A 25,376-nucleotide genomic window follows, 5' to 3' on the forward strand; every position below is an offset into this window, starting at 1 on the left:
GTCAGAGGTCTCCGCAACACCAAAATCAACAAAAGACAAAGTTTCTGCAAAGAAAGGTGGTGCGACCAATGAAATCAAATGGTTACGCCCGAAAAAAGTCAACACCCCTGCCCCAAAATCCAACCGACACTCCGCCAAATCCACCGAATCCAACCCGCCAGATCAACCATGTAGAGCAATCCACAGACCTATCCACAGACTCACCCGCCAAATGATCGAAAAACGAGTCGGAAGTCCGGAAAAACGACTCGAACCAGACGAAGAACCAATGTGCAGATCAAACCACGCGAAGCGCGCGACGGAGAATCTTGCCAACATTGGATTTCGGCAGTTCGCCTAGATAGGTAACCTGGCGCGGCACTTTGTAAGCAGCCAGATTTTGGCGGCAGTACTCGATGATCATCTCGTCAGTCACCTCAGCCCCCGCCACTTTGACAACAAAGAGGCTTACGGCTTCACCTGTCTTGTCGTCCGCCACTCCGATGCAGGCGCATTCCGCTACCCCGTCACAGGCAGCCACAACGGCCTCAATTTCATTTGGAAAGACGTTGAAACCTGACACGATGATCATGTCCTTCTTGCGATCGACAATCCGAAGGAAGCCAGCCTCATCGAAGACACCGATGTCACCAGTCCGGAAGTAGCCATCTTTGGTAAAGACCTCGGCGTTTGCGTCGGGCCTGTTCCAATACCCCGCCATCATTTGCGGACCTTTGGCACAAATCTCGCCACGCACTCCGACTGGAACAATTGTGTCATCGTCTGCCAACAGAATAATATCGGTAGAAGGCACCGGCAATCCGCAAGAGCCGCTAAACTCCGCGCCACCAATTGGCACCCCAGTCAACAGCGGCGAGGCCTCGGACATACCGTAGCCTTCGGTGATGTGCCTGCCGGTCAGCTCTTTCCAACTGTTCGACGTAGTTTCAAGAACCGCAGAGCCTCCTCCTAGTGAGAATACTAGTTTCGAGAAGTCGATTTCCTTGACCCGCGGATGCATCGCCAATCCAGTGAATAGTGTATTGACCGCAGGGAACATGGTGATGCCCGCATCCTTGATCGTGTCAATGACGGCTTCCATATCACGCGGGTTTGGGATCAGCAGGATCCGTCCCCCTAGCGATACATAAGACAAAGACACCGACAGGCCAAAGATATGATACAGTGGCAGCGCGCAGACCATGACTTCGACCTCAGGCCGAAAGGCTTCGTGCCAATGGGCTTTGAACTGCTCGATATTTGCCACCACATTACGATGGCTCAGGACAGCCCCCTTAGAGGGACCGGTTGTCCCGCCAGTATACTGGAAAAAGATGTTGTCTTCGCCGGTCAAGCCAACCGGGTGATACTCTAGGCCTTCACCCTGAGTGAGCACATCAGACAAGGGGATGACATCTGCCAACCTGTCGTCCACCGAAGGAGAGGAAATTTCTAGATTGGTTCCATCACCCAGATCAATGGAGATGACCCTGTTGATCGAAGTGTTTCCGATAATATCAGCCAGAACCGGGGTCGCGCCACCGAAGATCAGGATCGTTTCCGCGCCGGAATCGTTTAATTGATGCTCCAGCTCTCGCGCGGTATAGAGCGGGTTGACGTTAACCTGCACAGCACCCGCCCGAAGAATACCCAGCATGGCAATGGGAAAGGCAAAGGTATTTGGGGTCATTAGGGCTATGCGGTCGCCGCGCTGAACACCCATCTTGTTTTGCAAATAGGCCGCAACCGCGCGTGATTTCATCTCGACTTCGGCGTAGGTCATCGCCGTACCGAAACATTCATAGGCGACGTTGTCGGCGTAGGTCTCGGCCGCTTCTTCGAACAGCGCCACAAGCGACGGATAGCGATCTGCGTCAATCTCTGCCGGAACCTCTGCGCTATATGTTTTCAACCAGCTTTTCATATCAATATCCCCTTAGTCTAAATCGTCTTGCGCGTTTCAAGAGCACAACCGCCACAATGCTCCTAGTTTTAAAGGTTACAGAATACTCACCAACTTGCGGAACATTTCAATATTACCGTCGTTCACACCAGGCTCGCGGAACTTGCGATCCGCGCCCGTGCTCATGATCACCACATTGCGGGTCTGATCGATGTAAATGTACTGCCCATAGACGCCACGGGCCATGAATTCGCCCTCATGCGAGCCTTGCGGGATCCACCACTGATATCCATACCCAATTTTCCCATCCGCAGTTGGAGCAGAGGGCCGTGTGGATTCAGCGATCCAATCAGCAGGCACAATCTGATCACCACCATAACTGCCATTCTGCGCGATCATCTGACCAAAGCGGGCAAAGTCCCGCGTGGTAAAATTCAGCCCGCCCAGAACAAAAGCCACATCGGCACCATCAGTAATGAAATAGCCGTCTCGCTCGAGCCCAAGCGGGGACAGGATCTTTTCCGATAGCAACGACGGCACATCACGGCCTGTCGCCCCGCGGACCACCATTCCGATCACATGGGTGTCAATCGAGACATACTGCCATGTGTCGCCCGGTGTGGCGAAGCTCTCCTTTAGATCAATCGTGAACTCATCCAAGGTTCCCCCCAGAGCGATAACGCGGCCCATGCGGTTGATGTCGGAATCATAATCCAGATAGTCCTCATCAAAGGTGACACCGCTGGCCATGTTCAGGACATTACGAATGCTGGCGCCGTCATAGGCGCTTTCTTTTAGCGATGGGACATATTTGGTGACCGGATCGTCAAGCGAGGCAATGGCCCCTTCGTCTATCAACACCCCAAACAGCGCCGACAGATAGCTTTTGGCAACCGACCATGAAATGCGCCGATCATTTGGGGCGGTACCCAGATGATAGCTTTCGTGGCGGATTTGACCGTCCTTCAAGATCAGAAGCGAGGTCACCGCGCGATCTTTGAGCCATTGATCAGTGCCCGCAGGCAAGACCATCTCACCGCCCTGCGGAAGCGGGCTGATCGCTTTGGTCCCGCGCGCCAGCGGAGTGGTCTCAAAAGCCCCTTCCATATTAGAGAAATTGCCAACAATTTTCTCTTCTGCAAACAGCGAGTTCACCGCCAGCAAACGGAAAATTTCTTCGCGCTTCCAGACACCTAGAGATGCTGCACTAACAACCAACACCAATAAAATTCGAAAAGTGATCTTAAAAGCTCTGCGCATAAACGTTCCTTTCAGTTGCCATACCCAAGCCTGAGACAGGCCTTGGGGCAACCAGAACGCTACGGAAAATGCGTTATTTGAACTTTCCGATCAGCTTTTCCAACGGAGAGCGGGTGTCAGGCTGTTCTTCTTTGCTCTCTGGCTTGGCAGCTTTAGCGCCCTCGCCCTTGGGCTTGTTGTTCGAACTGCGCGGAGGCGCGACGCGCAGGGCGACAGCATTCATAAAACGCCCACTATCGCCGTCCGCCAGCGACGCAGCGCCATCCGAGATGCCGCGCATCAGATCATCCAGCCAGACCTCGTCCGCCTTGGGGAAATCACGCAGAACATATCCCGCCACCGCATCCTTGTGTCCGGGATGGCCGATGCCCAGACGCACGCGGCTATAATCTGCGCCAATATGGGAATGGATTGAGCGCAGGCCATTGTGACCAGCGTGCCCCCCACCCTGTTTGACCCGGCATTTGCCCGGCGCCAAGTCCAGCTCATCATGCAGCACCGTCACATCATCGACAGTCAGCTTATAGAACCGCATTGCCTCGCCCACCGACTGGCCGGACAAGTTCATGAATGTCTGGGGCTTTAGCAAAAGAACTTTGGTGCTCCCAAACTTGCCTTCGCTGATCTGTGCCTGAAATTTGGACTTCCACGGCGAAAACCCGTGATCATCCGCAATCTGATCCAAAGCCATAAAGCCAATGTTGTGCCGGTTTCGGGCGTATTTTCCGCCCGGGTTCCCCAACCCGACAAAGAGTTTCATGCTACGTCTCGCCTTTAGTGTGCTCGACTGGCTTGATGCACTGAATACGGCGAAGAATCCAGAGTGCCAGGTCATCGAAATGCCCCGGCACTCAAACTTGTCAGCCCTGCGGCGTGTACCATATCGGCGAACTATAGGCGCGCTCGGTTGTGGTCATCGGCACATTGCTGTCCATCTGCACATCAAAGCGCATGGCCTCGTAGGCTGTCCAACGCGGTGTTGGGATCTCGATCACACGCACATAGTAGAAGGCCCGCACCGATGGGTCAAAGTCTGGGTCCTGCCATTGGGTGATGAGTTCAGGTGCGCCAATACTATTGGTCCAGGTGGCTTTGGCCACATCAACGGTGTTGCCAACCCCTGGTAGTTTGCCATCTGCATCCAACTGCCGATCACCGGACCAGGCGACATTATATACTTTCTCGCCGCGCGTACCGTCACTGTTCAACCAGCCTTTGATCACCTGAACCCTATCCAGATTGCCACTGTAAGAATCCTTGAGCGCCGCAATCAGAAAACTTGGGGCATCCCCGCCAGTTTGGGCAGGAAGGTCTGAGCCCATTGGGACGCCTTTGGCATAGCCAATATCCGCAGGCAGGCGCGATGCTGCATCCTCGGGGGCAAAATCCCAACCGCCAAAGAACCGCAATGTGATGCGGGATCCGGTTGTGCCGTAAACCTCGCGTCGTTCTATTGCGTCAAAAATAGCTTCACGGGTGTTTTCGGTTGCCCATGCCGCTGCATAGCCGCCTGACGCCTGCTGCCAGCCATAAATGGTGAATTCCGGATCCGGAGCTTCGATAACGACGTGTTCCCACCGGTTTGGTTCCGGCTCGACCCCAGAGTGTTTGCCAAAGAAGTTCTCTTCCTCAACTGCGGCCATACCGGTATGAGCGTCAGTCGATCCGATCTGACCTGCCTTGTAGGGATTGATGCCCAGTTGTTCCTCGAGCATCAGGCCCGTTTTGTAAGCCTCGCGCGTATATTCGTACTGTAGCATTTCCGGGATTTTAGCCTGAGTTCCATTCAGGTTCGACGCATCCCAGGTATCAAAATCCGCAAACTCATCATCCGGGGAAAGAAACGGGTGGGCTTCGCTGTCGCCCTTAATCTGAGTTGTTTCAATCACCGGTTCAAATCTGGCACGCAGTGCGGCCAATTCGGCGGTCAGCGGGGTTCCGTCGTAGTTCGAAACCGAGAATAGACGGCCGTTGCTGAGGTTACCATTGTGAGGGATCGCAAGGACATCGCCCCCGGTTAGGTCCTCATATTCAGCAAGATGCGCCCACAGATCCTCAGGGTTTTTACTGTCGAATTGCGAATATGGCACCACCCTATTGGCCATGGCGGCATTGTCGCGGAACAGAACATTACGGTGAATGTTATCCCCCCCTTCGGCAGTCCATTCATAACCAATCATTGCGGTAAAAGTACCAGGGTCGTTGTAGCGATCAGCAAGTGCCGTGTAGGTCTGCCAAGCCGACTTGATCGCATCAGCGTTGTCGATTGGCGGAGTGTCGGTAGACAGCGAGGCGACAATCTCCATTGCGGTGTCAAAAATTCGATCCCGGTCGTTTGAGACTAGCTCGTCATACCAAGCCTTACCCTGCGGTGTTGAAAGCACCTGCGGATCACCTGCCAGCAACTGAGGCATCAACCCGTACATCTCCGCGTGGTCTGAAACTACCAACCAATCAAGCGGGCGACCCAGCTTAGCCCGCAACCCGTGCGTTGTGGTCACTTCCTCACCGCGAGCGAAGCGAAAGGCGTCTTCTTGGCTCAGCCGTGTCATGGTCCCGGCGTCTACCGACACTTCGGTATGTAAATGCGTGTCGCCCCAAAGAACCTGGGTGGGAAAATTACGCCCAGCGTAAGGCGAGTAATGATCACTGGTGAATCTGGCCCCGACGTCCTCTTTTGACGGCGTCATGTCCTGAACCTGAGCCATCGCCGTAAATGCCCAGCACTGTGCAAGGATGGCGAGTGCCAGTGGTCGGCGAAGATTTGATGATCGCATCATAATAGGTCTCCCGGTATCAACTAATTAAAGAAGTGCAGCTCGTTATGCGTGTGAAGCTACACACGAAATCCGCGGCAAGGGAGAAAATACTATTCTACCAAGTAATTACAGCAGATGTTTGCCGGTTTGGGCTTCCTAAACAAAAAAACGGGGCCCCAAAGGACCCCGTTTCAGATTTGCCGTTGGCAAAATCTTATTCTTCGGCTGCGGCTTCTTCGCCTTCAGCTTCACCTTCTTCGTCGTCAGAACCAGACGAACGCAGCCCGGATGGGGCCGAGATGTTTGCAATAACAAAGTCACGATCGATAGTTGGACGTGCACCTTCGGGCAGGTCGATCGAAGAGATGGTGACAGTGTCGCCAAGGTTCAGACCGGACAGGTCTACAACCAGCTTCTCAGGGATATCGCCAGCGGTCACAACCAGCTCAACCTCTGGACGCACAGCGTTCAGAACGCCGCCTTGCTTGAGGCCAGGTGCTTCGTCTTCGTTGGTGAACTCGACCGGAATGAACAGGGCGATTTCCGAAGTGCGGCGCAGGCGCATCAGGTCAAGGTGTGTTGGCAAATCTTTGACAACGTCACGCTGAACGTCGCGGCAGATAACGCGAACGTCGTCGTGGCCTTCAACTTTCAGGTTGAACAGAGTCGACTTGAACCGGCCCGCTTTCAGCATTTTCAACAGCTTGTTGAAAGGGATGTTGATTGCCAATGGGTCAGTGTCGCCACCGTAAACAACACCAGGAACCAGACCGTCGCGACGTGCCTGACGAGCGGCGCCCTTGCCTGTCCCCGTCCGTTCCAGAGCTTCGAGATTAGGAATCTCTCCAGCCATGATAATTCTCCAAATTGTAAGGGCGGGAATCCTCCAAGGCTGTATTCCCGCGTGAAGAGCTGCCTGTAAACGGGATTAGAGAAATCTGCAAGCCAGTTGTTCAAGACTATTTGCACTTGCTGTGTAAAGGCGACCATGCAAGCTGCTGTACATGACATTGCTGCAAGACATACGGATTAGCCGACGGACAGCGCCCGCCTTTGTGGTTGTGGGTCTCTACTGGGGGGCCTTTGCAGCATTTGCACCGCAATTGAAAGACGCCGCTGATCTGGGCGATGCTGAGTTTGGCATTGCATTGCTAGTCGGCGCTATTGGCGCTGTGGCTGCCATGTGGCTCGCACCACGGTTGGATGCGCTCTTGAAACATCATAGCCTTATGGTGGGCATTTTCATGTTGGCGGCGGCGTTTCTTCTACCCGCTGTTGCAACCTCGGCAGTGACCTTTTCATTGGCGATGGTACTCGCATCCGGCGCGTCCGGGCTGTTGGATGTCATAATGAACACCCGCGTCAGCCATTTAGAGGCCCATCACAACCGGCCACTAATGAACCTGAACCATGCAATTTTTTCCTTTGCCTATGCTCTGTCAGCACTAACTGCTGGCGGCCTGCGGGAAATACAGATCGTACCACTAGTTGTTTTCGCACTGCTCGGCGCGGCCAGCCTTGTTTGCGCGACCCAAGTGAGGAGCGACCACGCATTTCGCGAAATAAGTTCGGTGAGTGAATCACCCTCCCCTTTGCCGAAGGCCCTAATTATCGTCGGCGGAGTGATTGTTTTATTTGGGTTCATGGCTGAGCAATCCACCGAAGCTTGGTCTGCCCTACATCTTGAGCGGCGATTTAGTGTAGGTGCAGCTGAGGGCGCATTAGGGCCCGCCATTCTTGGCATCACGATGGGTTTTGGGCGCTTATCCGGCCAACTTATTGTGCGCAAGTTTGCCGAAGGTGTTGTTCTGCGATGGGCCGGCACACTTGCAGCCCTTGGCACGGCTATTGCGGCCTGGGCCCCGAGCTCACTGCTTGCTTATCTTGGGTTTGGAATTTTGGGATTTGGCGTATCGGTGGTCGCCCCAATGGCCTTTGCATGGGTCGGAAAGCATGTGCCCCCTGCGCTGCGTGGTTTGGCGATTTCTCGTCTGGCCGTCATCGGATACGCTGGGTTCTTTATTGGCCCGCCAGTCATGGGGTTTCTGGCAGAAAACTTTGGACTGCCGATTGCTTTTTCAGTGATCGCCGTCAGCCTTCTCACTATTTCTGTCGTTTTGGTCCCAATGCTACGTGTTCTGGCAGGGCGTTCACCGCACCCCGCCCCATCACCTCACACCTGATTTCCAGGCTATTGCCACTTCCCTTCGAAATCCTCTGGGATCAGTAGATTGTTCTCACTCAAATCACCGACCTGCCGCACGCCACACAACCCCATCGATGTATCCAGCTCTTTGTGGATCACTTCCAAAGACTTGGTAACGCCCGCCTCGCCCATGGCACCCAATCCATAGATATAAGCGCGGCCAATGTAGGTCCCTTTCGCCCCCATCGATAGCGCCTTGAGCACGTCCTGGCCCGAACGAATTCCGCTATCTAGGTGAACCTCGATCTTATCGCCAACCGCATCCATGATCGCAGGCAGGGACTTAATTGCACTCAGCGCTCCGTCCAATTGGCGACCACCGTGGTTGGAAACGATGATGGCGTCAGCTCCAACATTCAACGCCTGCTTGGCGTCCTCGGCATCCAAGATCCCCTTGATGATCAGTGGCCCGTCCCACATCTTGCGAAACTCGCGGATACGATCCCAGTCCAAAGCCTGATCAAAAGCTTCAGCCGTCCATGTGCTAAGTGACGATGGGTCTTTAACCCCCTTGGCATGGCCAACAATATTGCCAAAGAAACGGCGCTTGGTGCCCAGCATGCCTAGCCCCCACTGCACCTTGGTCATCATGTTGCTGACCGATTTCACTGTCAGTTTTGGCGGGGCAGACAAGCCATTTTTCAGGTCTTTGTGTCGTTGGCCTAGCAACTGCAGGTCAACTGTAATCACCGCTGCCGAACACTTGGCGTCCTTAGCGCGGTCAAACAGGCGCTGCATGAAATCATCGTCTTTCAGTGTGTAGACTTGCAGCCAGAATGGCTTCTTTGTGTGTTCGGCCACATCCTCGATCGAACAAATCGACATGGTAGACAGGGTATAGGGTACGCCAAAATTTTCAGCAGCACGCGCCGCTTTGATCTCGCCATCAGCGTGCTGCATGCCTGTCAATCCAACCGGTGCCAGCGCAACCGGCATCGACACATCCTGCCCTATCATTTGGCTAGCTGTCGACCGGCCGGTCATATCAATTGCAACGCGCTGACGCAGGCGGATCTGGTCAAAATCGGTGGTGTTCTCACGAAACGTCTGCTCGGTCCAGCTACCGCTTTCGGCATAGTCGTAAAACATCCGCGGAACCCGGCGCTGATAAATCCGTTTGAGGTCGTCGATATTGGTAATGACTGGCATTTCGTGTCGCTCTCACTTTTGGTAAAGAAAATTTACCAATCTGAATGATCAACTGCAACAGAAAATTCGACGCACCTCTTGAAAGTGCGATATCGCACTATATTTAGTGCGATATCGTACAAAAAGGTGACCTATGACAATTTCCAGACGCAAAGCTCTTTCCATGATTGGTGGCGGTGTAATTCTTGCCGCGGCAGGAACTGGGGTTCACATAACCCGCAAGCCAACCAAGGCTTTGGCACCATGGGCCGCGGCCGGTCAGTATAACGAAGTCCGCAAGCGCGCGCTGTCCTACGCTATCCTTGCCCCGAACCCGCACAACCGACAGCCCTGGATGGTTGATCTGGCCACACCGGATCAAGTCAAACTCTATGTGGATACCAGTCGCCTTCTGCCGCACACAGACCCGTTCAGCCGTCAGATCACCATCGGTCAGGGCTGTTTTCTTGAGGTCATGCGGATGGCAGCCGCGCAGGATGGCTATGATGTGCAGTTCGACCTGTTCCCCGAAGGGTCTGACACTGAAAAACTGGACAGCCGCCCCGTTGCCATCGCCCATTTTCAGAAATCAGATACGGTTCAGCCCGACCCTTTGTTCGCGCACATCATGCAGCGGCGCACACAAAAAGAGCCCTTTGAAATGGATCGACCGGTTAGCGACAGCGATCTGCGTGGCCTGATTAGTGCGTCGCAATCCGGCACGCGGCGTTGGGCCGACAATTCGGACCAATCTGTGGAGCATTACCGCAAACTGTCCGAAGAGGCGATGATGGTCGAAATCGACACACCCCATACCTATCGTGAAAGCGTCGATCTGTTCCGCATTGGTCGCGCCGAGGTCAATACGAACCCAGACGGTATCGACTTCTCTGGTCCGTTGTTCGAAACGCTCAACATGTTTGGCCTGTTCAGCCGCAAAGCAGCCCTAGACAAAGAAAGTGTGACCTATACCGGCGGCATCGACGCTGTTTTATCAAACACGCGCACCGCGATGGCGCATATCTGGATAACCACTAAGGGCAACACACGCGAGGATCAGATCACTGCGGGACGCGATTGGGTGCGGCTGAACCTGCAAACCACCGCGCTTGGCATGGGCCTGCAACCGCTAAGTCAGGCGCTACAAGAATACCCGGAAATGGCTGATCACTACGCCCAAATCCACAAAGAACTGGCCGAGGACGGGGAAACCGTGCAAATGTTTGGACGCCTTGGATATTGTGCGCCAGTCCCGGAAAGCCCGCGCTGGCCATTGGAAGCGAAGATCATAGATGCCTGACACACGGCCCTCTCCTTATTTTGTACTGTTCAACGAAATAGGGATCCTACATCAGCTCAGCCGCGCCCTGCTTGAGGCACGACTGCCTGATGGGTTGCTCAGCTCACATTTCGGTGTGCTCAACCATCTGGTGCGCGTTGGCGAGGGGACGACCCCCCTTGCCATTGCCCGCGCATTTCAGGTTCCCAAAACCACGATGACCCACACCCTAAGCGGATGTGTCAAACACGGGTTGATCGAAATGCGCCCCAACCCAGAAGATGCCCGCAGCAAATGCATCTGGCTGACCGACAAGGGCCGTCAGGTCAGAGAAGACATGGTTGCAGCAGCCGCTACGGGCATGGGCGATTTTGCCGAGCACTTCCCGGAAGACAAAGTCGAAGCCTTGCTGCCTGCCCTGACCGAGATGCGCCAATTTCTGGACAAAGCACGAGACGAGATTTAAGCGCGAACGCTTAGATCGTTTCGACTTTGCCTTTATAGACTTCAACGATGTGCTTGTCGGCGGCCAAAGCCAAAGCTGCTATTTCCTTGTTCTGATCCTCGTTCAGAACACCTTGCTCGGGCGCGGCAGCGATATAGGCCAAAGCTGTATCGCGGGCTTCCTCAAAGGCACCACGCCGATCCGATGCCTCGTAATCATCACGCCCCATGCGCTGGAACACTTTTGGCACCATCTGATCGCGGCACCCAGAAACCGTGTGGTTGCTGTCCAGAAAATGCCCGCCGACCGCAACCTTACACATTTCATCCCAATTCATACTGTCTTCGCTAATATCTGGCACCCGTAAGAAGCGGCTCGTCATAGCCCCGATCTCATTGTCCAGTACGGCCTGTACCGGACTGAAAACGGTGGCGCATTCCAGCTGGCCCACGCCACCCAGAATATCAGCCCCCGACAAGGCCACAGTTTGCATCAACATGGCGCGTTCGGCCATGGACTGGTGATCAGCATCCGGCGTATCCGAGCCTGCCCCATAGGTATGTGCCATCAGACCAAACCCATGCTTGGCCAGTTGCGCCGACAGGCTGGCCGCCTGCATCGCCTCGACGCTGGACTGCAAGGCGCTTCCGGTGCGCATATCAAGCGCGAACATCAGCGGCGTCGCGATAATTGGCAGGCCCGGCGACAGCACATGCGCCATGGTGATCATTCCGACGACCTCGGTCACGGCCATCAGCGATAGGGCCGATACCGACAGCGGCGCGGTGCCGCCGGCAGAAGGCAATGAACAGGCATGCACAGGCACGCCGTATTGGCCGCATTTGATGATAACCTCGGTGTCCATATACTTGAACTCCAACGGCGAGAACGAGCAGGTGATGCAACTTGTCGATGGATTGGCGCGCAATTCATCGTCGCCACCCGCAGCAATGGCGGCAATTTTCAAAAGGTAATCGATGTTTTCCTTTTGATAGGGCTGCATCCAAGTGTGTTTGGTCGTGTGACTGGTGATCTTGGCATAAGAGTGAATGTCTGCAGTGACTTCGGGCACGCCATGCACAAACGGATGTGCGATATACCCCACCTGATCAAGTTGGTCGGCCACCGCAGCAATCTCACCCGCCGCTTTCAGATCCATATTCCGATACGAAGCATCGCGCGGATCGACATAGCCATGGCCACCGGTCCCCGTGCGCAACACAAAGCCACCGTCCAAACGCGGGATGGTCAGATCACGATCACGGGTCTTGCCACATAACCGCGCCTGTTTCGGAGTTGCGGCCAGGGCTTCTTCGACCATGGCGCGGGGCATACGCAACCGGCCCGCCTCGGCTCCTTCGGTGGCCCCTGCCCGTTTCAACGCCTCTTGGGCAACGGGATGGACGACCATCACGCCATACTCTGCCAACAGACGGAAAACGCGCTCTTTCATGAACGCCATACGATCACTGTCAAGAAACCCAAACCCGGCACGCGGCCCGATCACGTGTTCCATTGAAAATGCATCCGCCGCTGACCGGGTGATTGGTGGGTTCTTGCGCCCGCGGCGCTTGGGTGTCGGGGTTACTGTGCTCTCAACCATGCTCATTCCTCCTCAGGAAAATGAAGACCATGGCACACACCGATTCCGCTCACTGCCTGCCGACTTGAGCAGGGTGATGGTAGCAGCAACGAAATGGCACTCAAGTTTTTTGTTTAGGCCCGGTGGGCGCCGTCAGACAGCGACTTCACAAAGGCCAGCACTTCATCCACTGGCTTGCCCGCCCCGATTTGGCTGACAATGGCACTGCCCACAACCGCGCCATCCGAGATAGAGGCGATTTTCTCGGCCCGTTCTGGTGTGTTGATACCAAAACCAACAATGACCGGCAGGTCAGTGGCTGACTTGATACGGGAAACTTCGGGGCCAACATCGCCAGCTTCTGCCTCGGCCGCACCGGTGATACCAGTGATCGAGACATAATAAACAAAGCCCGACGTATTCTGCAGCACCCGCGGCAGACGCGCGTCATCAGTGGTCGGGGTCGCCAAGCGAATGAAGTTCAACCCAGCCTTTTGCGCCGGGATGCACAGTTCACTGTCCTCTTCCGGCGGCAGGTCTACTACGATCAAACCATCGATACCGGCTGCTTTGGCATCGACCAGGAACTTGTCGACACCGCGCGAATAGATTGGATTGTAATATCCCATCAACACAATCGGGGTGGTATCGTCGGTCTTGCGGAACTCGGTCGCCAGATCCAGCGTCCGCTGGAGGGTCATGCCACCATCCAGCGCGCGCTGACCGGCCAGCTGAATTGTCGGACCGTCGGCCATTGGGTCGGTGAACGGCAAGCCCAGCTCGATGATGTCAACACCCGCAGCAGGCAGGCCTTTGACGATCTCTAGCGACGTGTCAAAATCCGGATCGCCCGCCATCACGTAGGATACAAAAGCTTTTTTTCCTGCTGCCGAAAGTTCGGCAAATTTGGCGTCAATACGGGTCATGATCAGGCCTTTTCCAATGTACCCGTTGGATGTGCCCAAATCTGAAGGGGAAATCAATACCGCCCGCGCAAACGGGCCAGGAACACCACCTTGTTTCGACTGTAGCCTGCCAACTATGGCTATTTTGGCTGCAGACAGCTATGAGCGGCGCAACTGCAGTTTCAGGAGGCCGTCATGGGCTTTAAAATGGGGATCGTTGGGCTTCCAAACGTCGGTAAGTCCACATTGTTCAACGCATTGACCAAAACCGCTTCGGCGCAGGCGGCCAACTTTCCGTTCTGTACCATCGAGCCCAACGTGGGCGAGGTTGGCGTGCCCGATTCGCGGCTGGACAAGCTGGCAGCCATTGCTGGCTCCAAACAGATCATCCCCACGCGGATGACATTTGTTGATATTGCCGGTCTGGTCAAAGGTGCGTCACAAGGCGAAGGATTGGGCAACCAGTTCTTGGCCAACATCCGCGAGACCGACTCGATTGCCCATGTGCTGCGCTGTTTTGAGGACGGCGACGTGACCCACGTTGAGGATCGCGTTGAACCGGTGGCTGATGCTGAAACCATCGAAACCGAACTGATGCTCGCCGATCTAGAGAGCATCGAACGGCGTCGTACTAACTTGGTGCGCAAGCTAAAGGGCAACGACAAAGAAGCCCAACAACAGGATCGCCTGTTGGCCGCCGCCCAAGAGATGCTGGAAGACGGCAAGCCTGCCCGTTTGGTCGAAGTCGACGACGAAGACCTGAAGGCTTGGAAGTTGCTACAGCTTTTGACCAGCAAGCCAATTCTGTATGTCTGCAACGTTGGCGAAGAAGAATCCGTCGATGGCAACGCCCACTCTGCCCGCGTGGCCGAAATGGCCGCTGCACAGGGCAACAGCCATGTCATTATCTCGGCCCAGATCGAAGAAGAAATTTCGCAGCTGGACCCGGAAGAGGCAGAGATGTTCCTTGGCGAGATGGGTCTGGCCGAGGCTGGTCTGGACCGTTTGATCCGCGCTGGCTATGAGCTGCTGCATCTGGAAACCTATTTCACCGTCGGCCCGAAAGAGGCCCGTGCATGGACCATCCGCACAGGCACCAGCGCCCCACAGGCCGCCGGCGTCATCCACGGCGACTTTGAAAAAGGCTTTATCCGCGCCGAAACCATCGCCTATGACGACTTTATCGCCAACAACGGTGAGCAAGGCGCCAAAGAGGCTGGCAAGATGCGCGCCGAAGGCAAGGCATATATTGTGCAGGACGGTGACGTCATGCATTTCTTGTTCAACAATTGATCCAGGAGACCCGTCATGGCTGTTAAAATGATCATCGACACCGATCCGGGGATCGACGACGCCATGGCGATTTTCTACGCCGCAGCAGCGTCGGATATTGACCTGTTGGGTCTGACCACTGTGTTTGGCAATGTCACCACCCACATTGCCACTCGCAACGCCCTTCGACTGCTAGAAGCCGCCGGTTTGGAACTCCCCGTGGCGCACGGTGCCGAGGCACCGCTGGTGCTGCCGCCCTTTACACCGTCAGCCCATGTTCACGGTGACGAAGGGTTCGGCGATATTCCGGCGGCCCAGCCCAAGGGGCAACCAGTTGACGAAGACGCCGCCGATTTCCTGTGCCGCATGGCCCGCGAACATAAGGGAGAGTTGGTGGTTTGCCCAATCGGGCCGCTAACTAATATTGCAATCGCCCTGCAACGCGACCCCGAGTTTGCCAAGAATGTCGCGCGCATCGTGATCATGGGTGGATCGCTGAATGAGGGTGGCAATATCACTCCACATGCCGAAGCCAACATCTACCACGATCCCCACGCTGCGGATGTGGTGTTTGCATCCGACGCAAAGGTTGTGATGGTCGGTCTGGATGTCACACATCGTATTATGTGCACACAGTCAGATTTTACGTCTATTGCGGCCCAAGCCCCCGAGCTGGGCGGGATGCTGCAAGAAATGTCGGTGTTCTATTTGAACTTCTACGAATCCGTTGGCAAATTCGACGGCTGTTCACTGCATGACCCGGCGGCCGTAATAGCCTGCACCCATCCCGAGCTATTCGAGAAGCAACCCGTCCCACTAAAGGTCTCTTGCGAGGGAGAAACCTCAGGCGCTACCTTGGCAGACTTGGACAGTCAACGCTCCCCAGTTGATGTCTGTATCAAGGTACAGTCAGATGCAGTGAAAGAGCTGTTCTTCAAGCGACTGTCACTGCTACCCTGAAACTCCCCCAAGGGGTAATGCGGGGCTTCCGGTCGGGGCACGGTTCCAACACCTAAGCCTCAAAAGGGAGCAATCGCGGCGGCCAATTAGTGTAGGTATGAAATTGGTGCAGCCGCGATTTTTCGCGCGATTTCAGCCACTTACTGTGCCAATCAGCCTAGAAGGCTTGAAGCGCGAAAATAGTTAGGTAATTTACAATTTCGGCGGAATAGGCTCAGCCTGAGTGTCATGGCGCCAATTGCCCAGATCTGTATTGATCCAATCTTTTACACGCTCTAGCCCGGGTGTATTGTTGGCCTCTAAGAAGCGCAACATTTCGCGGGTACCGTGCTGATACCCAGCGCGATAGCTTTCTTCCGGATCAGTCTGCACGCCTTCGAACCCGAAGGGTCTTTTGAATTCGCTATGCGGCATATCTCTTGTTATCCTTTTGGCTACAGCAAGCGAACCGCTTGCTTTTGGCGACAAAGGACACGTCCCCTGCCCTCTGCTTCTTGGGCAGTATCGCTGAATCATAATAATGTTCGCTTAATGGACCCAGTAAAAGATGGAGTTGGCCTGCGAAAAATATTGTCTTGAGGAGACGATACCTTTCGATCGGCATTCTTGTTATTGTTTAAGAACATAAGGAGAGGCCCATGGAGAAACTGAGACACATTGCAGCCGCAAAGGCTAAGCTATGTATAGCTATCCAAGCATGGTGCATGCTGACGGTTCTTTTGACGGCTAATCCGGCCACAGCCCGCGAGCTGCGAATTCTAACATCCATGCCCGCCTCTCTGTTCAAACCATTTGCCGAACTGTTCGAACAGGCCAATCCCGGGGTCACCGTGAATGTTCTGAACAAGAATACAAATGCAGGTGTAGAAGAAATCGTGCGCGGAAATTCGCGCGGCTTTGATATTTTCTGGGTTTCATCAGCGGAAGCATTTGCTGTTCTCAATGCACATGGTGCATTTCGACCTGACACAGCTACCGACACCGCTTGGCAGCCAACCCAACGGAGCGGAGCAGCATTTTATCCGTTTGCGCTGTCGTCCATTGGCTGGGCGCAAAAGCACGATTCTCATGTGCCCAGCCCCAACGAGTGGGATGATCTACTGCACCCAGAGTATGTCGGAGCAATCGCTATGACGCGGCCCTCGCGATCCGGCACGACTCATATGTTTGTCGAACGCTTTCTACAGGTGCGTGGTTGGGAGGGAGGCTGGGCCTATCTTCTTGAGCTGTCGGGAAACTTGTCAACGTTGACTTCGCGCAGTTTCGGTGTGATCGACGGAATCGAAAAGCAACGCTTTGAGATTGGCATCAGCATTGATTTTCTCGCCTTATCACGGGCCGATGACGGCCTGACATTCCGCTATGGAAGGCCAGTTATGGTGATGCCGGCCCAGATAGGCATTCTACGTGGTGGTCAATCGTCAGATCTTGCGGCGGGGTTTGTTGGAATGGTTTTGTCGCCCGAGGGGCAAGAGATTTTGTTGCGCCCAGACATCCAGCGGATCCCAATCAATGCTGAGATCCGTGCCAAGGCGGGTCCTGCCGCCCAACAAATAGAAGCCGCGCTAAAGGTCAACTGGTTACCCTATGACGCGCTTTTGGCTCGGGATCGCTATTGGGCGGTGAACACGCTATTTGACGAATTCGTCACCTTCCAGCTTGAGGAACGACAAGACGCCTGGCGCAGAGTACGCCGTTTGGAGGGGTTCGGAGATCCGGAACTTTTGGTGCGATTGCCCGAGGTGAAAAAACTACTCATCATGTTGCCAGTGACCGAAGCGGAGGCGATAACCCAAGGTATCAATGCTGTTCCAACCCGTGTCACTGCCTTCTCGGCTCCTACCGATCTTCAACAGGATGTGCTTGAACATTGGCGCACACGCGCAACCGCATCCATCCAGAGCGCAAGGGTGCTATTGGATGAACTTGAACGGCTGGCGGACTATTCTGAATGATCGTAAACTTTGCTAACCGGTGGATGCCAAGTATCTGGGCCCGTCTTATGGTTGTGGTGCTTGCTATTGTCACGATTGTCTGGGCCGTATTGGCAGTGGCGATTGTGTTTTTCAACCAGGTTACTGATGATTATGCAACGCTGGCTGACGAGCATATCCCCCGTATCGCGCTGGCCAGCGAACTGGCTGAAAACTCTGCTAAGCTAGCCTATATCACTGCCGCGATTGTGGGGCAGCAAGATGGACAACAGGACCGGCAGATACAAGAGGCCTTGGAAAAGGTCATTATTGAGATTTCGGGCCAGGTAGATCGTGCCGGTGTCGACGGCGAAACACTTATCGGGCGCGGTTTGGGCGAACTGTTGGGCAGCGTGCTGACGGCCCTGGAAGAGCGCGACACCTTGGCACGCCGGACCACCGATCGGATTGGTGACCTGCGTTGGTTGAACGTCGACATCCAAGACGAAGTCGATCCGCTGCTAAGTGATTTCACCTTTAATATCGCGGTTGCCACTGACAGCCTGGCCAAAAGCGCCGACCCAACCTTTCGTACCCGTTTGGCAAAACGGATTACCGACGAAAGAGATTCTCGTGATCTGGTGCAAGAGCTTGGGGGGGAAGCAGCCACGTTGGTTACTCTTATCGTGCAAAGTTCGGTGGTCATTGAGCCAACCCAACTGAACCAGTTTCGAAATCTGGCCGAGGATTCCCTGACCCGACTTAACGCCATGGCCGTGACACTGCCCGAAGCCACTGAATACCTGACACTGCGGCAATCGGTTCAGGCTCTTAGCCCCATGGCGTTAGGGGAAAGGGGTGTGTTTACGCTGCGCGGAAGTTGGATGGATACTCAGGCCCATTTGTTGGACTTGCTAAATGCAGTCCAAGCTCGCCTTGCTAAACTACAAACCGAACTGGCAGGAATTGGCACCAAACAGCGTGCGCAGGTTCTTGCGGTGACTCAGGCATCAGTCGAACGTTCTGAGCTGGCAATTCGGGTACTCATCGGGCTGACAATACTTGCAGGTTTCATTGGTGCTGTGGCTCTATTTGGGTATGTCCGCCGGGGAATAGTCCATCCGCTTGGTGAAATGTCGGCAGCAATGCTCTCCATTGCCCGAGGTGACCTCCCCGGTCCGTTGCCGCGTATGGGGGATGATGAAATAGGTCAAATGGCACATGCCGTCGGTGTGTTCCAGGAATCTGTTCAGGCGCGGGACGCTGCTTATACTCGCCTATCCACCGAAGTCGCTGAACGCCGTCGTGCTGTCGAAACCCTTAAACACACCCAAGCTGATCTTGTTCAGGCCGAGAAGCTCGCGGCGCTTGGACAAATGTCCTCGGGCATCAGCCACGAATTGAACCAGCCACTGGCAGCGATGAAGCACCGAATTCACCTCCTGCGCGAGGGATACGACAAAGGATCAGATGAAATGGTCCGCCGTCAAATCGGTCGCATGGACGGGCTGACCGACCGGATGGCGGCTACGATCACTCACCTGAAACGTTTTGCACGGCGATCCACCTACCGCACGGATGTTCTGGAAATGGGTCCCTTGATCCGGGAAAGCGCGCTGTTGCTAAAAGGACGGATCGACGCGCCGGGAATTGAATTCGAAGTCTCTGAATTTGTCGAACAGGCCACGGTTTTGGGCGACCAGATCCTGATTGAACAGGTCATTGTCAATCTGCTCTCTAACGCATTGGACGCCATCAAATCGACAGGGCGGGAAACCGGTCAGATCAGCGTAAAGGGCACAAAAGAAGACGGAAAGTATTCAGTAGTTGTTGCAGATGATGGGATCGGTTTGGGCGACATGGACCCAGGCAAAGCATTTGATCCCTTCGTGACCTCCAAGGAAGTCGGCGAGGGTTTGGGGCTAGGTTTGTCAATCTCTTACAACATAGTTAAGGGAATGGGTGGGGACCTAAAGCTGGCGAGCAACTCTCCGCAAGGCACCCGTGCCATTCTGACTCTTCCAGCCGGAGATCTAAATTCGTGACAGAGCCCCTAGTCTATATTGTCGACGATGACGAGGATCTTCGCGATGCCGTTCTTGACACCTTAGAGGACGCCGGATTGCCCGCCGAGGGTTTTTCGTCGGCAAGCCCCGCACTGGCCAAGCTGAACCCGGAATGGCCCGGTATTGTGGTTTCAGACATTCGCATGCCCGGCATGGGTGGAATGGAGTTTCTGCACGCAGCGCGCGATCAATTTCCAGAAATACCATTTGTCATGATCACCGGGCATGGCGATGTACAAACTGCAACAAACGCGATGAAGGCTGGGGCCTTTGATTTCCTAGAGAAACCGGCCCGCCCCGAGTATTTGGTCGACGTCGTACGCCGGGCGCTGGAAATGCGGCGGCTTCAGATTGAGAACTCGAACCTGAAAACCCTGGTTGCTGATGGTGGAGCCTTAAAATCAAGGTTGATTGGTCGGTCAAAGGTCATGAAGGCCCTGCGCAAAGAGATTCTGGCCGTTGCACCACTTAAGATCGACGTTCTGCTGCTTGGCGAGACCGGAACCGGTAAAGAACTGACGGCCCAGAGCATTCACGATCTATCGCCCCACTCTGACTCACCATTTGAGACCGTGAATTGCGGGATGCTGTCGGATGGTAACTGGCAAAATTCCATCGAGGTCAAGCTGACTTCTACTGACGGCAGTACTCTGTTTCTCGACGAACTTGAGGCCCTGCCCGAACCGCTGCAACTGCGCCTTCTGGCGCTGATCGAGACACGCGACAGCAATGGCCCACGTATCATCGCAGCCCTAAAAAGCGACCCCGCTCAGCTGATCGCCGAAGGCCGTCTGCGTGCTGATCTGTACTATCGCATCAACGTTGCCCAGATCATTCTACCGCCCCTGACAGAACGCGAGAATGACCTGTTTGTCCTGCTCGAATTCTTTATCCGTGACGCTGCCGCACGCCACCAGCTTAAGCTACCGGAAATCACCCAAGATATGCTCAACCCGCTGCGGGTCCACAGTTGGCCAGGCAACGTCCGCGAACTGCGCAATGCCGCTGAGAAAATGGTGATTGGTCTACCTCTGGCGCTGACCCCTGGAACATCCGAGGCGAAGGCCCCATTTGGCGAAGGTGAAAGCTATGACGACGCCATGGGTCGGTTTGAAAAAGCCTTACTGCGCCATGCCCTCATGCAGGCCGGAGGACGCAAGGGACTAGCTGCCGAGTCGCTGGGCATTCCTAGAAAGCGCCTGTACCTACGGCTAAAGACACTAGGCCTGGACTGATGATTTCGGGTCAATTCCGACCCAAATAGCGGGTCAATATTGACCCATTTTCCCAAAAAAATTCAATCTATTCAAATATTTGACAAGACACCAACCGTCGGCATCTTTTAGCCTATCCGGTGGTGTTTTTTCCTGCCGGGTTTCATTCTGGGAGGAATAAAATGAATTCTTATGTACGCGGCACCCTTGCTGCCGCACTTCTTGCAACAACTTCGACCATGGCCATGGCTGCGGACAAAGTGGTGGTTATCACTTCGTTCCCTAACTCCATGACTGGCCCGATTGAGGCAGCATTTGAAGCCGCAAATCCAGGCGTCGATCTTGAGATCCTGAACAAGAAAACCTCGGCTGGTGTAAAATACATCCAGGAACTGGCCGGCGCCAACACTGCCGACGTTTTCTGGGCCTCTGCGCCTGACGCGTTCGAAGTTCTGAAGGGCGACAATCTTCTTGCAACCGCCAGTGTAACTTCAACCGGCATTCCTGACACAATCGGCTCCTACCCGATCAACGATCCTGATGGGAAATACATCGGTTTTGCGGCTGCTGGTTACGGCATCATGTGGAACGAGCGTTACCTGAAGGGCAACGATCTTGAGCCAGCCAAAGAATGGTCTGACCTGAAGAACCCTGAATACCACGGCCACGTTGGCATGTCTGCTCCATCGCGTTCGGGCACCACTCACCTGACCGTTGAAACCCTGCTGCAAGGCGAAGGCTGGGACAAAGGCTGGGCTGAATGGAAATGGATCGCTGGTAACTTTGCCACCGTCACAGAGCGCAGCTTTGGTGTTCCTGATGGCGTCAACACAGGTAACTTTGGCCTCGGCATCGTGATCGATTTCTTTGGCTTCTCGTCCAAAGCGTCGGGCTTCCCGGTTGATTTCGCATACCCAACAGTGACTGCTCTGGTTCCGGCCAACATCGCTGTGGTCAACGAAGCACCAAACGGCGACGGCGCCCGTGCCTTTATCGAATACCTGCTGACACCAGCTGGCCAAGAGGTTCTGCTGGACCCAGCCATCATGCGTCTGCCTGTTAACCCGGCAACATATGAAGCTGCTCCAAAAGGCTTCCCGAACCCGTTCGCCGAAGGCTCGACCATTGGTGCTGCCGTTGAATTTGACGTGTTCAAATCCAAGGCACGCTACAACCTCGTGAACTCGATGTTCGACGTGATGATCACCTACCGTCTGGACGACCTGCGTTCTGCCGTACGTGCCGTACAGTTGGCCGAAGCCAAGCATGCGACGGGTGACAACGCCGAAGCCAAGGCATTGATCGCCGAAGCCCGTGCATTGATCGAAGCCAACCCAATCGACGAAGCCCAGAGCCTCGACGCTGATTTCGCAGCTACCTTTACCAAGAAGCGCAAGAAAGTGACTGACACTGTAGGCGAACGTCAGGCACAGGTTGAGCAAGGCTGGGATACCATGGTTGTTGAAAACTACCGTCGTGCCCAGGAACTCGCTGAGAAAGCCGCCGCAATGTAAGGCGCACCTGGCACGGGCCCCCTCGGCCCGTGCCAACACCAATCCCTGCAAGCGGCTTCTCCCCCAGCTTGCAGGGACCACGTATTCGTCAGTTTTGACAACGGAAGAACCCCAATGTCCGACACTTCTCGCCCCGGCTCTTTAGCCGACAAATTACCCTCGGCCTTATTTCCGCGCGTCAGCGGATTGGGCATGGTCGCCCTGCTGATCGCCCTCCTCCTGATTGGCCTGCTGATCATCCCAGTTTTGCTGGTGATCTATGTTGCGTTTCAGGACCCGAACACCGGAGCTCTTACGCTCAACAACTTTCAGGATTTCTTTGGCTCCTCGCTCTTCCGAGAAAGCTTCTGGAATTCATTTTACGTCTCTGCGATGTCTGTGGTCGTAGCCACAATCATCGCCTTGCCGCTAGCCTATATCACCACCCGCTTTAACTTTGCCGGATCGATGGTCATCCAGTCACTGGGTTTTATCCCGCTGATCATGCCGCCCTTTGTCGGCGCGGTTGCGATGCAGTTGATCTTTGGCCGCAACGGCACCATCAACCTGCTTTTGAAGGAAAAGTTCGGCGTCTCGATCCCGTTCATGGACGGTTTGAACGGCGTAATCCTGGTGCAGAGTATTCACTACTTCCCCTTCATCCTGATCAACCTGTCGACCTCGTTGCGCAACATCGACCGGTCAATGGAAGAAGCAGCCCAGAACCTAGGCTCTTACGGCATGCGCCTGTTCCGCCGGGTTGTGTTCCCGCTGGCGATGCCCGGCTATATCGCTGGTGCGGCGCTTGTGTTCATCAAGGTGTTCGATGATCTCGGCACACCGTTGCTGTTGAACGTCAACAACATGCTGGCACCACAGGCGTTCCTGCGGATCTCGTCAATCGGCATCAGCGACCCGATGGGCTATGTGATCTCGTTCATCCTGGTGATGTTCTCGATCTTCTCGCTCTGGGCTTCGTTCCTGTTCATGCGCGGCAAAGACTACTCCACTGTTCAAAAAGGTGGCGGCGGTCTGAGCAAGCGTGACCTGCGCACCCACGAAAAGATCATGGCCTATGGCGTTGTCGCAATGATCCTGCTGGCGGTCCTGTCACCCCACATCGGTTTGACCCTGCTGTCCTTTGCCACCATCTGGTCCTATGCGCCGCTGCCCGACGGTTACACGATGCAGAACTTTGTCACCATGTGGAACTCGTCCGGTGAATACATCACCAATACCGTGATCTACGCTGGTCTGGCGGCTGTGGCCGATATCATCATCGGTACAGCCATTGCCTATATCGTAATGCGCACCAAGATCTTTGGCCGCAAGGCACTGGACTATCTGGCAACCGCCGCTCTGGCTGTTCCGGGTGTTGTTCTGGGTATCGGCTATCTGCGTCTGTTCCACGGTATGGAAGTGCCATTTAGCGGCGAGCCTATGGCAAGCTGGTGGGTGATCATTGCTCTGGCCCTGATGATCCGTCGCCTGCCCTATGCCCTGCGTGCCTGTACCGCTGCCCTGCAGCAGGTCAGCGTCTCGCTGGAAGAAGCAGCCGAAAACCTCGGCGCCAGCAAGGCCCGCACAGTGAAAAAGATCGTGGTCCCACTGATGACAGGCGGCATTCTGGCTGGCTTTGTCACCAGCTTTGCCACCGCCGCGGTCGAGCTCTCGGCAACCATCATGCTGGTTTCCTCGGACAGTGACGCACCACTTGCCTATGGCATCTACCTGTTCATGCAGACGCCATCGGGTCGTGGTGCAGGGGCTGCATTGGGTCTGGTTGCGGTGCTGATCGTCGGATTGGGAACCTTCCTTTCGCAAATGGTCGTCGAGCGCGACAAAAAATACCGCATGAGCGGACAAGAACAGTGATGTTCAAACCATTCAACAAGTCCCCCATGCGGGCAGGAGATCGAACATGAAACAGCAAATGGTCGGTATTGAAATTGAGAACGTCCATCTCTCGTTTGGCAACACAGAGGTTCTGACAGGGGTAAACCTGAAAATCGAACCGGGTGAGTTCTTTGCCTTCCTAGGCCCGTCAGGGTCAGGTAAGTCCACCCTGCTGCGAGCAATCGCAGGCTTTGGTCCACGTCCCAGCGGCGCCATCAAGATCGGTGGCAAGGACATCGTCGATCTGCCGCCGTGGAAACGCAACGTCGGCATGGTATTCCAAAGCTACGCGCTGTGGCCTCACCTGAGCGTGCGTGACAACGTCGCCTTTGGCCTGCGTGAACGCAAAATGCCGCGCAACGAGATCGGCCCTCGGGTTGATGCAGCATTGGATCTGGTGGGTCTGAGCCATTTGGCAGACCGGATGCCAAACCAACTGTCCGGTGGTCAGCAACAACGGATCGCCCTGGCGCGAACCGTGGTTGTGGAGCCTCAGGTTCTGCTGCTGGATGAGCCGCTGTCGAACCTGGACGCCAACCTGCGTGTTCAGATGCGGCGTGAACTGTTGTCCCTACAGCGCAAGCTGGGCCTGACCACCATCTTCGTGACCCACGACCAGGAAGAGGCGAACACCACATCCGATCGCATGGCGGTTCTGGATGGCGGCGTAATCCAGCAGGTCGGCTCACCTCAGGTGCTGTATGACAACCCTCAGAACCTGTTTGTGGCCAACTTCCTTGGCACCGCAAACGTGCTGAACGGCAAGGTTGAAAAATCCGGCGAACAGATGCGTTTCGTGACCAACACCGGCGACGCCCTGCCAATTGGATCAACCGATGTCACCTCTGGCTCGATTGTTCTGCGCCCGCAGAACATCACTATCTCGGCCAGCGGCAACGGTGACACGATCAACGGCAAGGTTTTGCACCGCGAATTCCTGGGCAGCCAGATCCGCTACATCGTCGAGGCCGCCGGGTCCGAGATCATCGTCGATCAAAGCCACGCCGTTGGGGCGGACTGGCAGGAAATCGGCAGTGACGTAGCACTGCAAGTCAATGCGCAAACAGCAGTTATGATTGCTGACGCTGGCTGACACCAAAAACCAATGAACCGAGC

The 25,376-nt window shown here is 55.1% G+C and carries 20 protein-coding genes; 11 read left to right on the forward strand and 9 right to left on the reverse strand.

Annotation, left to right across the window (positions count from 1 at the left end):
- Positions 1-277: 277 nt before the first annotated feature.
- The 5 genes from DL239_RS18930 to DL239_RS18950 form a co-directional block, all read right to left on the reverse strand.
- Positions 278-1,903 carry an AMP-binding protein gene (locus DL239_RS18930; RefSeq protein WP_167685672.1) on the reverse strand — a complete coding sequence of 542 codons (1,626 nt, stop codon included), beginning with the start codon at positions 1,901-1,903 and terminating at the stop codon, positions 278-280.
- A 75-nt stretch (positions 1,904-1,978) separates the two neighbouring features.
- Complete coding sequence (locus DL239_RS18935) at positions 1,979-3,142, reverse strand: serine hydrolase domain-containing protein (RefSeq protein ID WP_167685673.1); 1,164 nt, start codon at positions 3,140-3,142, stop codon at positions 1,979-1,981.
- 73 nt (positions 3,143-3,215) lie between these two features.
- On the reverse strand, positions 3,216-3,902 hold the full coding sequence (gene pth / locus DL239_RS18940) for an aminoacyl-tRNA hydrolase (RefSeq protein WP_167685674.1): 687 nt from the start codon (positions 3,900-3,902) through the stop codon (positions 3,216-3,218).
- A 100-nt stretch (positions 3,903-4,002) separates the two neighbouring features.
- A complete protein-coding gene (locus DL239_RS18945) occupies positions 4,003-5,922 on the reverse strand; it encodes a DUF3604 domain-containing protein (protein WP_240932017.1) in 1,920 nt (639 codons plus the stop codon).
- Between the two features lie 193 nt (positions 5,923-6,115).
- Complete coding sequence (locus DL239_RS18950) at positions 6,116-6,754, reverse strand: 50S ribosomal protein L25/general stress protein Ctc (protein WP_167685675.1); 639 nt, start codon at positions 6,752-6,754, stop codon at positions 6,116-6,118.
- Between the two features lie 151 nt (positions 6,755-6,905).
- On the opposite strand from DL239_RS18950, the gene DL239_RS18955 reads away from it, so the two are divergent.
- Positions 6,906-8,084, forward strand: coding sequence for an MFS transporter (locus DL239_RS18955; protein WP_167685676.1), 1,179 nt, complete (start codon positions 6,906-6,908; stop codon positions 8,082-8,084).
- A gap of 8 nt (positions 8,085-8,092) precedes the next feature.
- Here DL239_RS18955 and DL239_RS18960 read toward each other — a convergent pair whose 3' ends face one another.
- On the reverse strand, positions 8,093-9,256 hold the full coding sequence (locus DL239_RS18960; protein WP_167685677.1) for an alpha-hydroxy acid oxidase: 1,164 nt from the start codon (positions 9,254-9,256) through the stop codon (positions 8,093-8,095).
- 133 nt (positions 9,257-9,389) lie between these two features.
- Here DL239_RS18960 and DL239_RS18965 point away from each other — a divergent pair, with 133 nt between their 5' ends.
- Together DL239_RS18965 and DL239_RS18970 are read left to right on the forward strand one after the other, a co-directional pair.
- Positions 9,390-10,535, forward strand: a complete 1,146-nt coding sequence (locus tag DL239_RS18965; protein WP_206188533.1) for an Acg family FMN-binding oxidoreductase — start codon at positions 9,390-9,392, stop codon at positions 10,533-10,535.
- Positions 10,528-10,980, forward strand: a complete 453-nt coding sequence (locus DL239_RS18970; protein ID WP_167685678.1) for a MarR family winged helix-turn-helix transcriptional regulator — start codon at positions 10,528-10,530, stop codon at positions 10,978-10,980. The genes DL239_RS18965 and DL239_RS18970 overlap by 8 nt, the downstream gene beginning before the upstream one ends.
- A gap of 10 nt (positions 10,981-10,990) precedes the next feature.
- Here DL239_RS18970 and DL239_RS18975 read toward each other — a convergent pair whose 3' ends face one another.
- Positions 10,991-12,562, reverse strand: coding sequence for a trimethylamine methyltransferase family protein (locus DL239_RS18975; protein ID WP_167685679.1), 1,572 nt, complete (start codon positions 12,560-12,562; stop codon positions 10,991-10,993).
- 113 nt (positions 12,563-12,675) lie between these two features.
- Complete coding sequence (gene trpA / locus DL239_RS18980) at positions 12,676-13,467, reverse strand: tryptophan synthase subunit alpha (RefSeq protein ID WP_167685680.1); 792 nt, start codon at positions 13,465-13,467, stop codon at positions 12,676-12,678.
- A gap of 174 nt (positions 13,468-13,641) precedes the next feature.
- Between trpA and ychF the strand changes: the two genes are divergently transcribed.
- Together ychF and DL239_RS18990 are read left to right on the forward strand one after the other, a co-directional pair.
- Positions 13,642-14,739 (forward strand): redox-regulated ATPase YchF, encoded by a 1,098-nt coding sequence (gene ychF / locus DL239_RS18985; RefSeq protein WP_167685681.1) that lies wholly within the window; start codon positions 13,642-13,644, stop codon positions 14,737-14,739.
- A gap of 15 nt (positions 14,740-14,754) precedes the next feature.
- The gene (locus DL239_RS18990) at positions 14,755-15,678 is read left to right on the forward strand and encodes a nucleoside hydrolase (RefSeq protein WP_167685682.1); all 924 of its coding nucleotides are present in this window, start codon (positions 14,755-14,757) and stop codon (positions 15,676-15,678) included.
- A 192-nt stretch (positions 15,679-15,870) separates the two neighbouring features.
- On the opposite strand, the gene DL239_RS18995 is transcribed toward DL239_RS18990, so the two are convergent.
- On the reverse strand, positions 15,871-16,092 hold the full coding sequence (locus DL239_RS18995) for a hypothetical protein (RefSeq protein WP_167685683.1): 222 nt from the start codon (positions 16,090-16,092) through the stop codon (positions 15,871-15,873).
- A gap of 224 nt (positions 16,093-16,316) precedes the next feature.
- Between DL239_RS18995 and DL239_RS19000 the strand changes: the two genes are divergently transcribed.
- The 6 genes from DL239_RS19000 to DL239_RS19025 all read left to right on the forward strand — a co-directional run bounded on the left by DL239_RS19000 (position 16,317) and on the right by DL239_RS19025 (position 25,353).
- Complete coding sequence (locus tag DL239_RS19000) at positions 16,317-17,633, forward strand: ABC transporter substrate-binding protein (RefSeq protein ID WP_167685684.1); 1,317 nt, start codon at positions 16,317-16,319, stop codon at positions 17,631-17,633.
- Between the two features lie 23 nt (positions 17,634-17,656).
- Complete coding sequence (locus DL239_RS19005) at positions 17,657-19,636, forward strand: ATP-binding protein (protein WP_206188534.1); 1,980 nt, start codon at positions 17,657-17,659, stop codon at positions 19,634-19,636.
- The gene (locus tag DL239_RS21755; protein WP_167685686.1) at positions 19,633-20,892 is read left to right on the forward strand and encodes a sigma-54-dependent transcriptional regulator; all 1,260 of its coding nucleotides are present in this window, start codon (positions 19,633-19,635) and stop codon (positions 20,890-20,892) included. The genes DL239_RS19005 and DL239_RS21755 overlap by 4 nt, the downstream gene beginning before the upstream one ends.
- 161 nt (positions 20,893-21,053) lie before the next feature.
- The gene (locus DL239_RS19015) at positions 21,054-22,385 is read left to right on the forward strand and encodes an ABC transporter substrate-binding protein (protein ID WP_167685687.1); all 1,332 of its coding nucleotides are present in this window, start codon (positions 21,054-21,056) and stop codon (positions 22,383-22,385) included.
- A gap of 114 nt (positions 22,386-22,499) precedes the next feature.
- A complete protein-coding gene (locus DL239_RS19020; RefSeq protein ID WP_167685688.1) occupies positions 22,500-24,239 on the forward strand; it encodes an ABC transporter permease in 1,740 nt (579 codons plus the stop codon).
- A 46-nt stretch (positions 24,240-24,285) separates the two neighbouring features.
- Entirely contained in the window at positions 24,286-25,353 is a 1,068-nt protein-coding gene (locus tag DL239_RS19025) for an ABC transporter ATP-binding protein (RefSeq protein ID WP_167685689.1), read from the forward strand.
- The last annotated feature ends 23 nt before the right edge of the window (positions 25,354-25,376 follow it).

This window comes from Parasedimentitalea denitrificans, from assembly GCF_011813015.1.
Taxonomy (GTDB): domain Bacteria; phylum Pseudomonadota; class Alphaproteobacteria; order Rhodobacterales; family Rhodobacteraceae; genus Parasedimentitalea; species Parasedimentitalea denitrificans.

What these genes read in the sequence shown, in the direction of transcription:
- DL239_RS18930 (WP_167685672.1), bottom strand. Translation starts at nt 1,903, where the DNA reads ATGAAAAGCTGGTTGAAAACATATAGCGCAGAGGTTCCGGCAGAGATT.
- DL239_RS18935 (WP_167685673.1), bottom strand. Translation starts at nt 3,142, where the DNA reads ATGCGCAGAGCTTTTAAGATCACTTTTCGAATTTTATTGGTGTTGGTT.
- pth (WP_167685674.1), bottom strand. Translation starts at nt 3,902, where the DNA reads ATGAAACTCTTTGTCGGGTTGGGGAACCCGGGCGGAAAATACGCCCGA.
- DL239_RS18945 (WP_240932017.1), bottom strand. Translation starts at nt 5,922, where the DNA reads ATGATGCGATCATCAAATCTTCGCCGACCACTGGCACTCGCCATCCTT.
- DL239_RS18950 (WP_167685675.1), bottom strand. Translation starts at nt 6,754, where the DNA reads ATGGCTGGAGAGATTCCTAATCTCGAAGCTCTGGAACGGACGGGGACA.
- DL239_RS18955 (WP_167685676.1), top strand. Translation starts at nt 6,906, where the DNA reads ATGACATTGCTGCAAGACATACGGATTAGCCGACGGACAGCGCCCGCC.
- DL239_RS18960 (WP_167685677.1), bottom strand. Translation starts at nt 9,256, where the DNA reads ATGCCAGTCATTACCAATATCGACGACCTCAAACGGATTTATCAGCGC.
- DL239_RS18965 (WP_206188533.1), top strand. Translation starts at nt 9,390, where the DNA reads ATGACAATTTCCAGACGCAAAGCTCTTTCCATGATTGGTGGCGGTGTA.
- DL239_RS18970 (WP_167685678.1), top strand. Translation starts at nt 10,528, where the DNA reads ATGCCTGACACACGGCCCTCTCCTTATTTTGTACTGTTCAACGAAATA.
- DL239_RS18975 (WP_167685679.1), bottom strand. Translation starts at nt 12,562, where the DNA reads ATGGTTGAGAGCACAGTAACCCCGACACCCAAGCGCCGCGGGCGCAAG.
- trpA (WP_167685680.1), bottom strand. Translation starts at nt 13,467, where the DNA reads ATGACCCGTATTGACGCCAAATTTGCCGAACTTTCGGCAGCAGGAAAA.
- ychF (WP_167685681.1), top strand. Translation starts at nt 13,642, where the DNA reads ATGGGCTTTAAAATGGGGATCGTTGGGCTTCCAAACGTCGGTAAGTCC.
- DL239_RS18990 (WP_167685682.1), top strand. Translation starts at nt 14,755, where the DNA reads ATGGCTGTTAAAATGATCATCGACACCGATCCGGGGATCGACGACGCC.
- DL239_RS18995 (WP_167685683.1), bottom strand. Translation starts at nt 16,092, where the DNA reads ATGCCGCATAGCGAATTCAAAAGACCCTTCGGGTTCGAAGGCGTGCAG.
- DL239_RS19000 (WP_167685684.1), top strand. Translation starts at nt 16,317, where the DNA reads ATGGAGAAACTGAGACACATTGCAGCCGCAAAGGCTAAGCTATGTATA.
- DL239_RS19005 (WP_206188534.1), top strand. Translation starts at nt 17,657, where the DNA reads ATGCCAAGTATCTGGGCCCGTCTTATGGTTGTGGTGCTTGCTATTGTC.
- DL239_RS19015 (WP_167685687.1), top strand. Translation starts at nt 21,054, where the DNA reads ATGAATTCTTATGTACGCGGCACCCTTGCTGCCGCACTTCTTGCAACA.
- DL239_RS19020 (WP_167685688.1), top strand. Translation starts at nt 22,500, where the DNA reads ATGTCCGACACTTCTCGCCCCGGCTCTTTAGCCGACAAATTACCCTCG.
- DL239_RS19025 (WP_167685689.1), top strand. Translation starts at nt 24,286, where the DNA reads ATGAAACAGCAAATGGTCGGTATTGAAATTGAGAACGTCCATCTCTCG.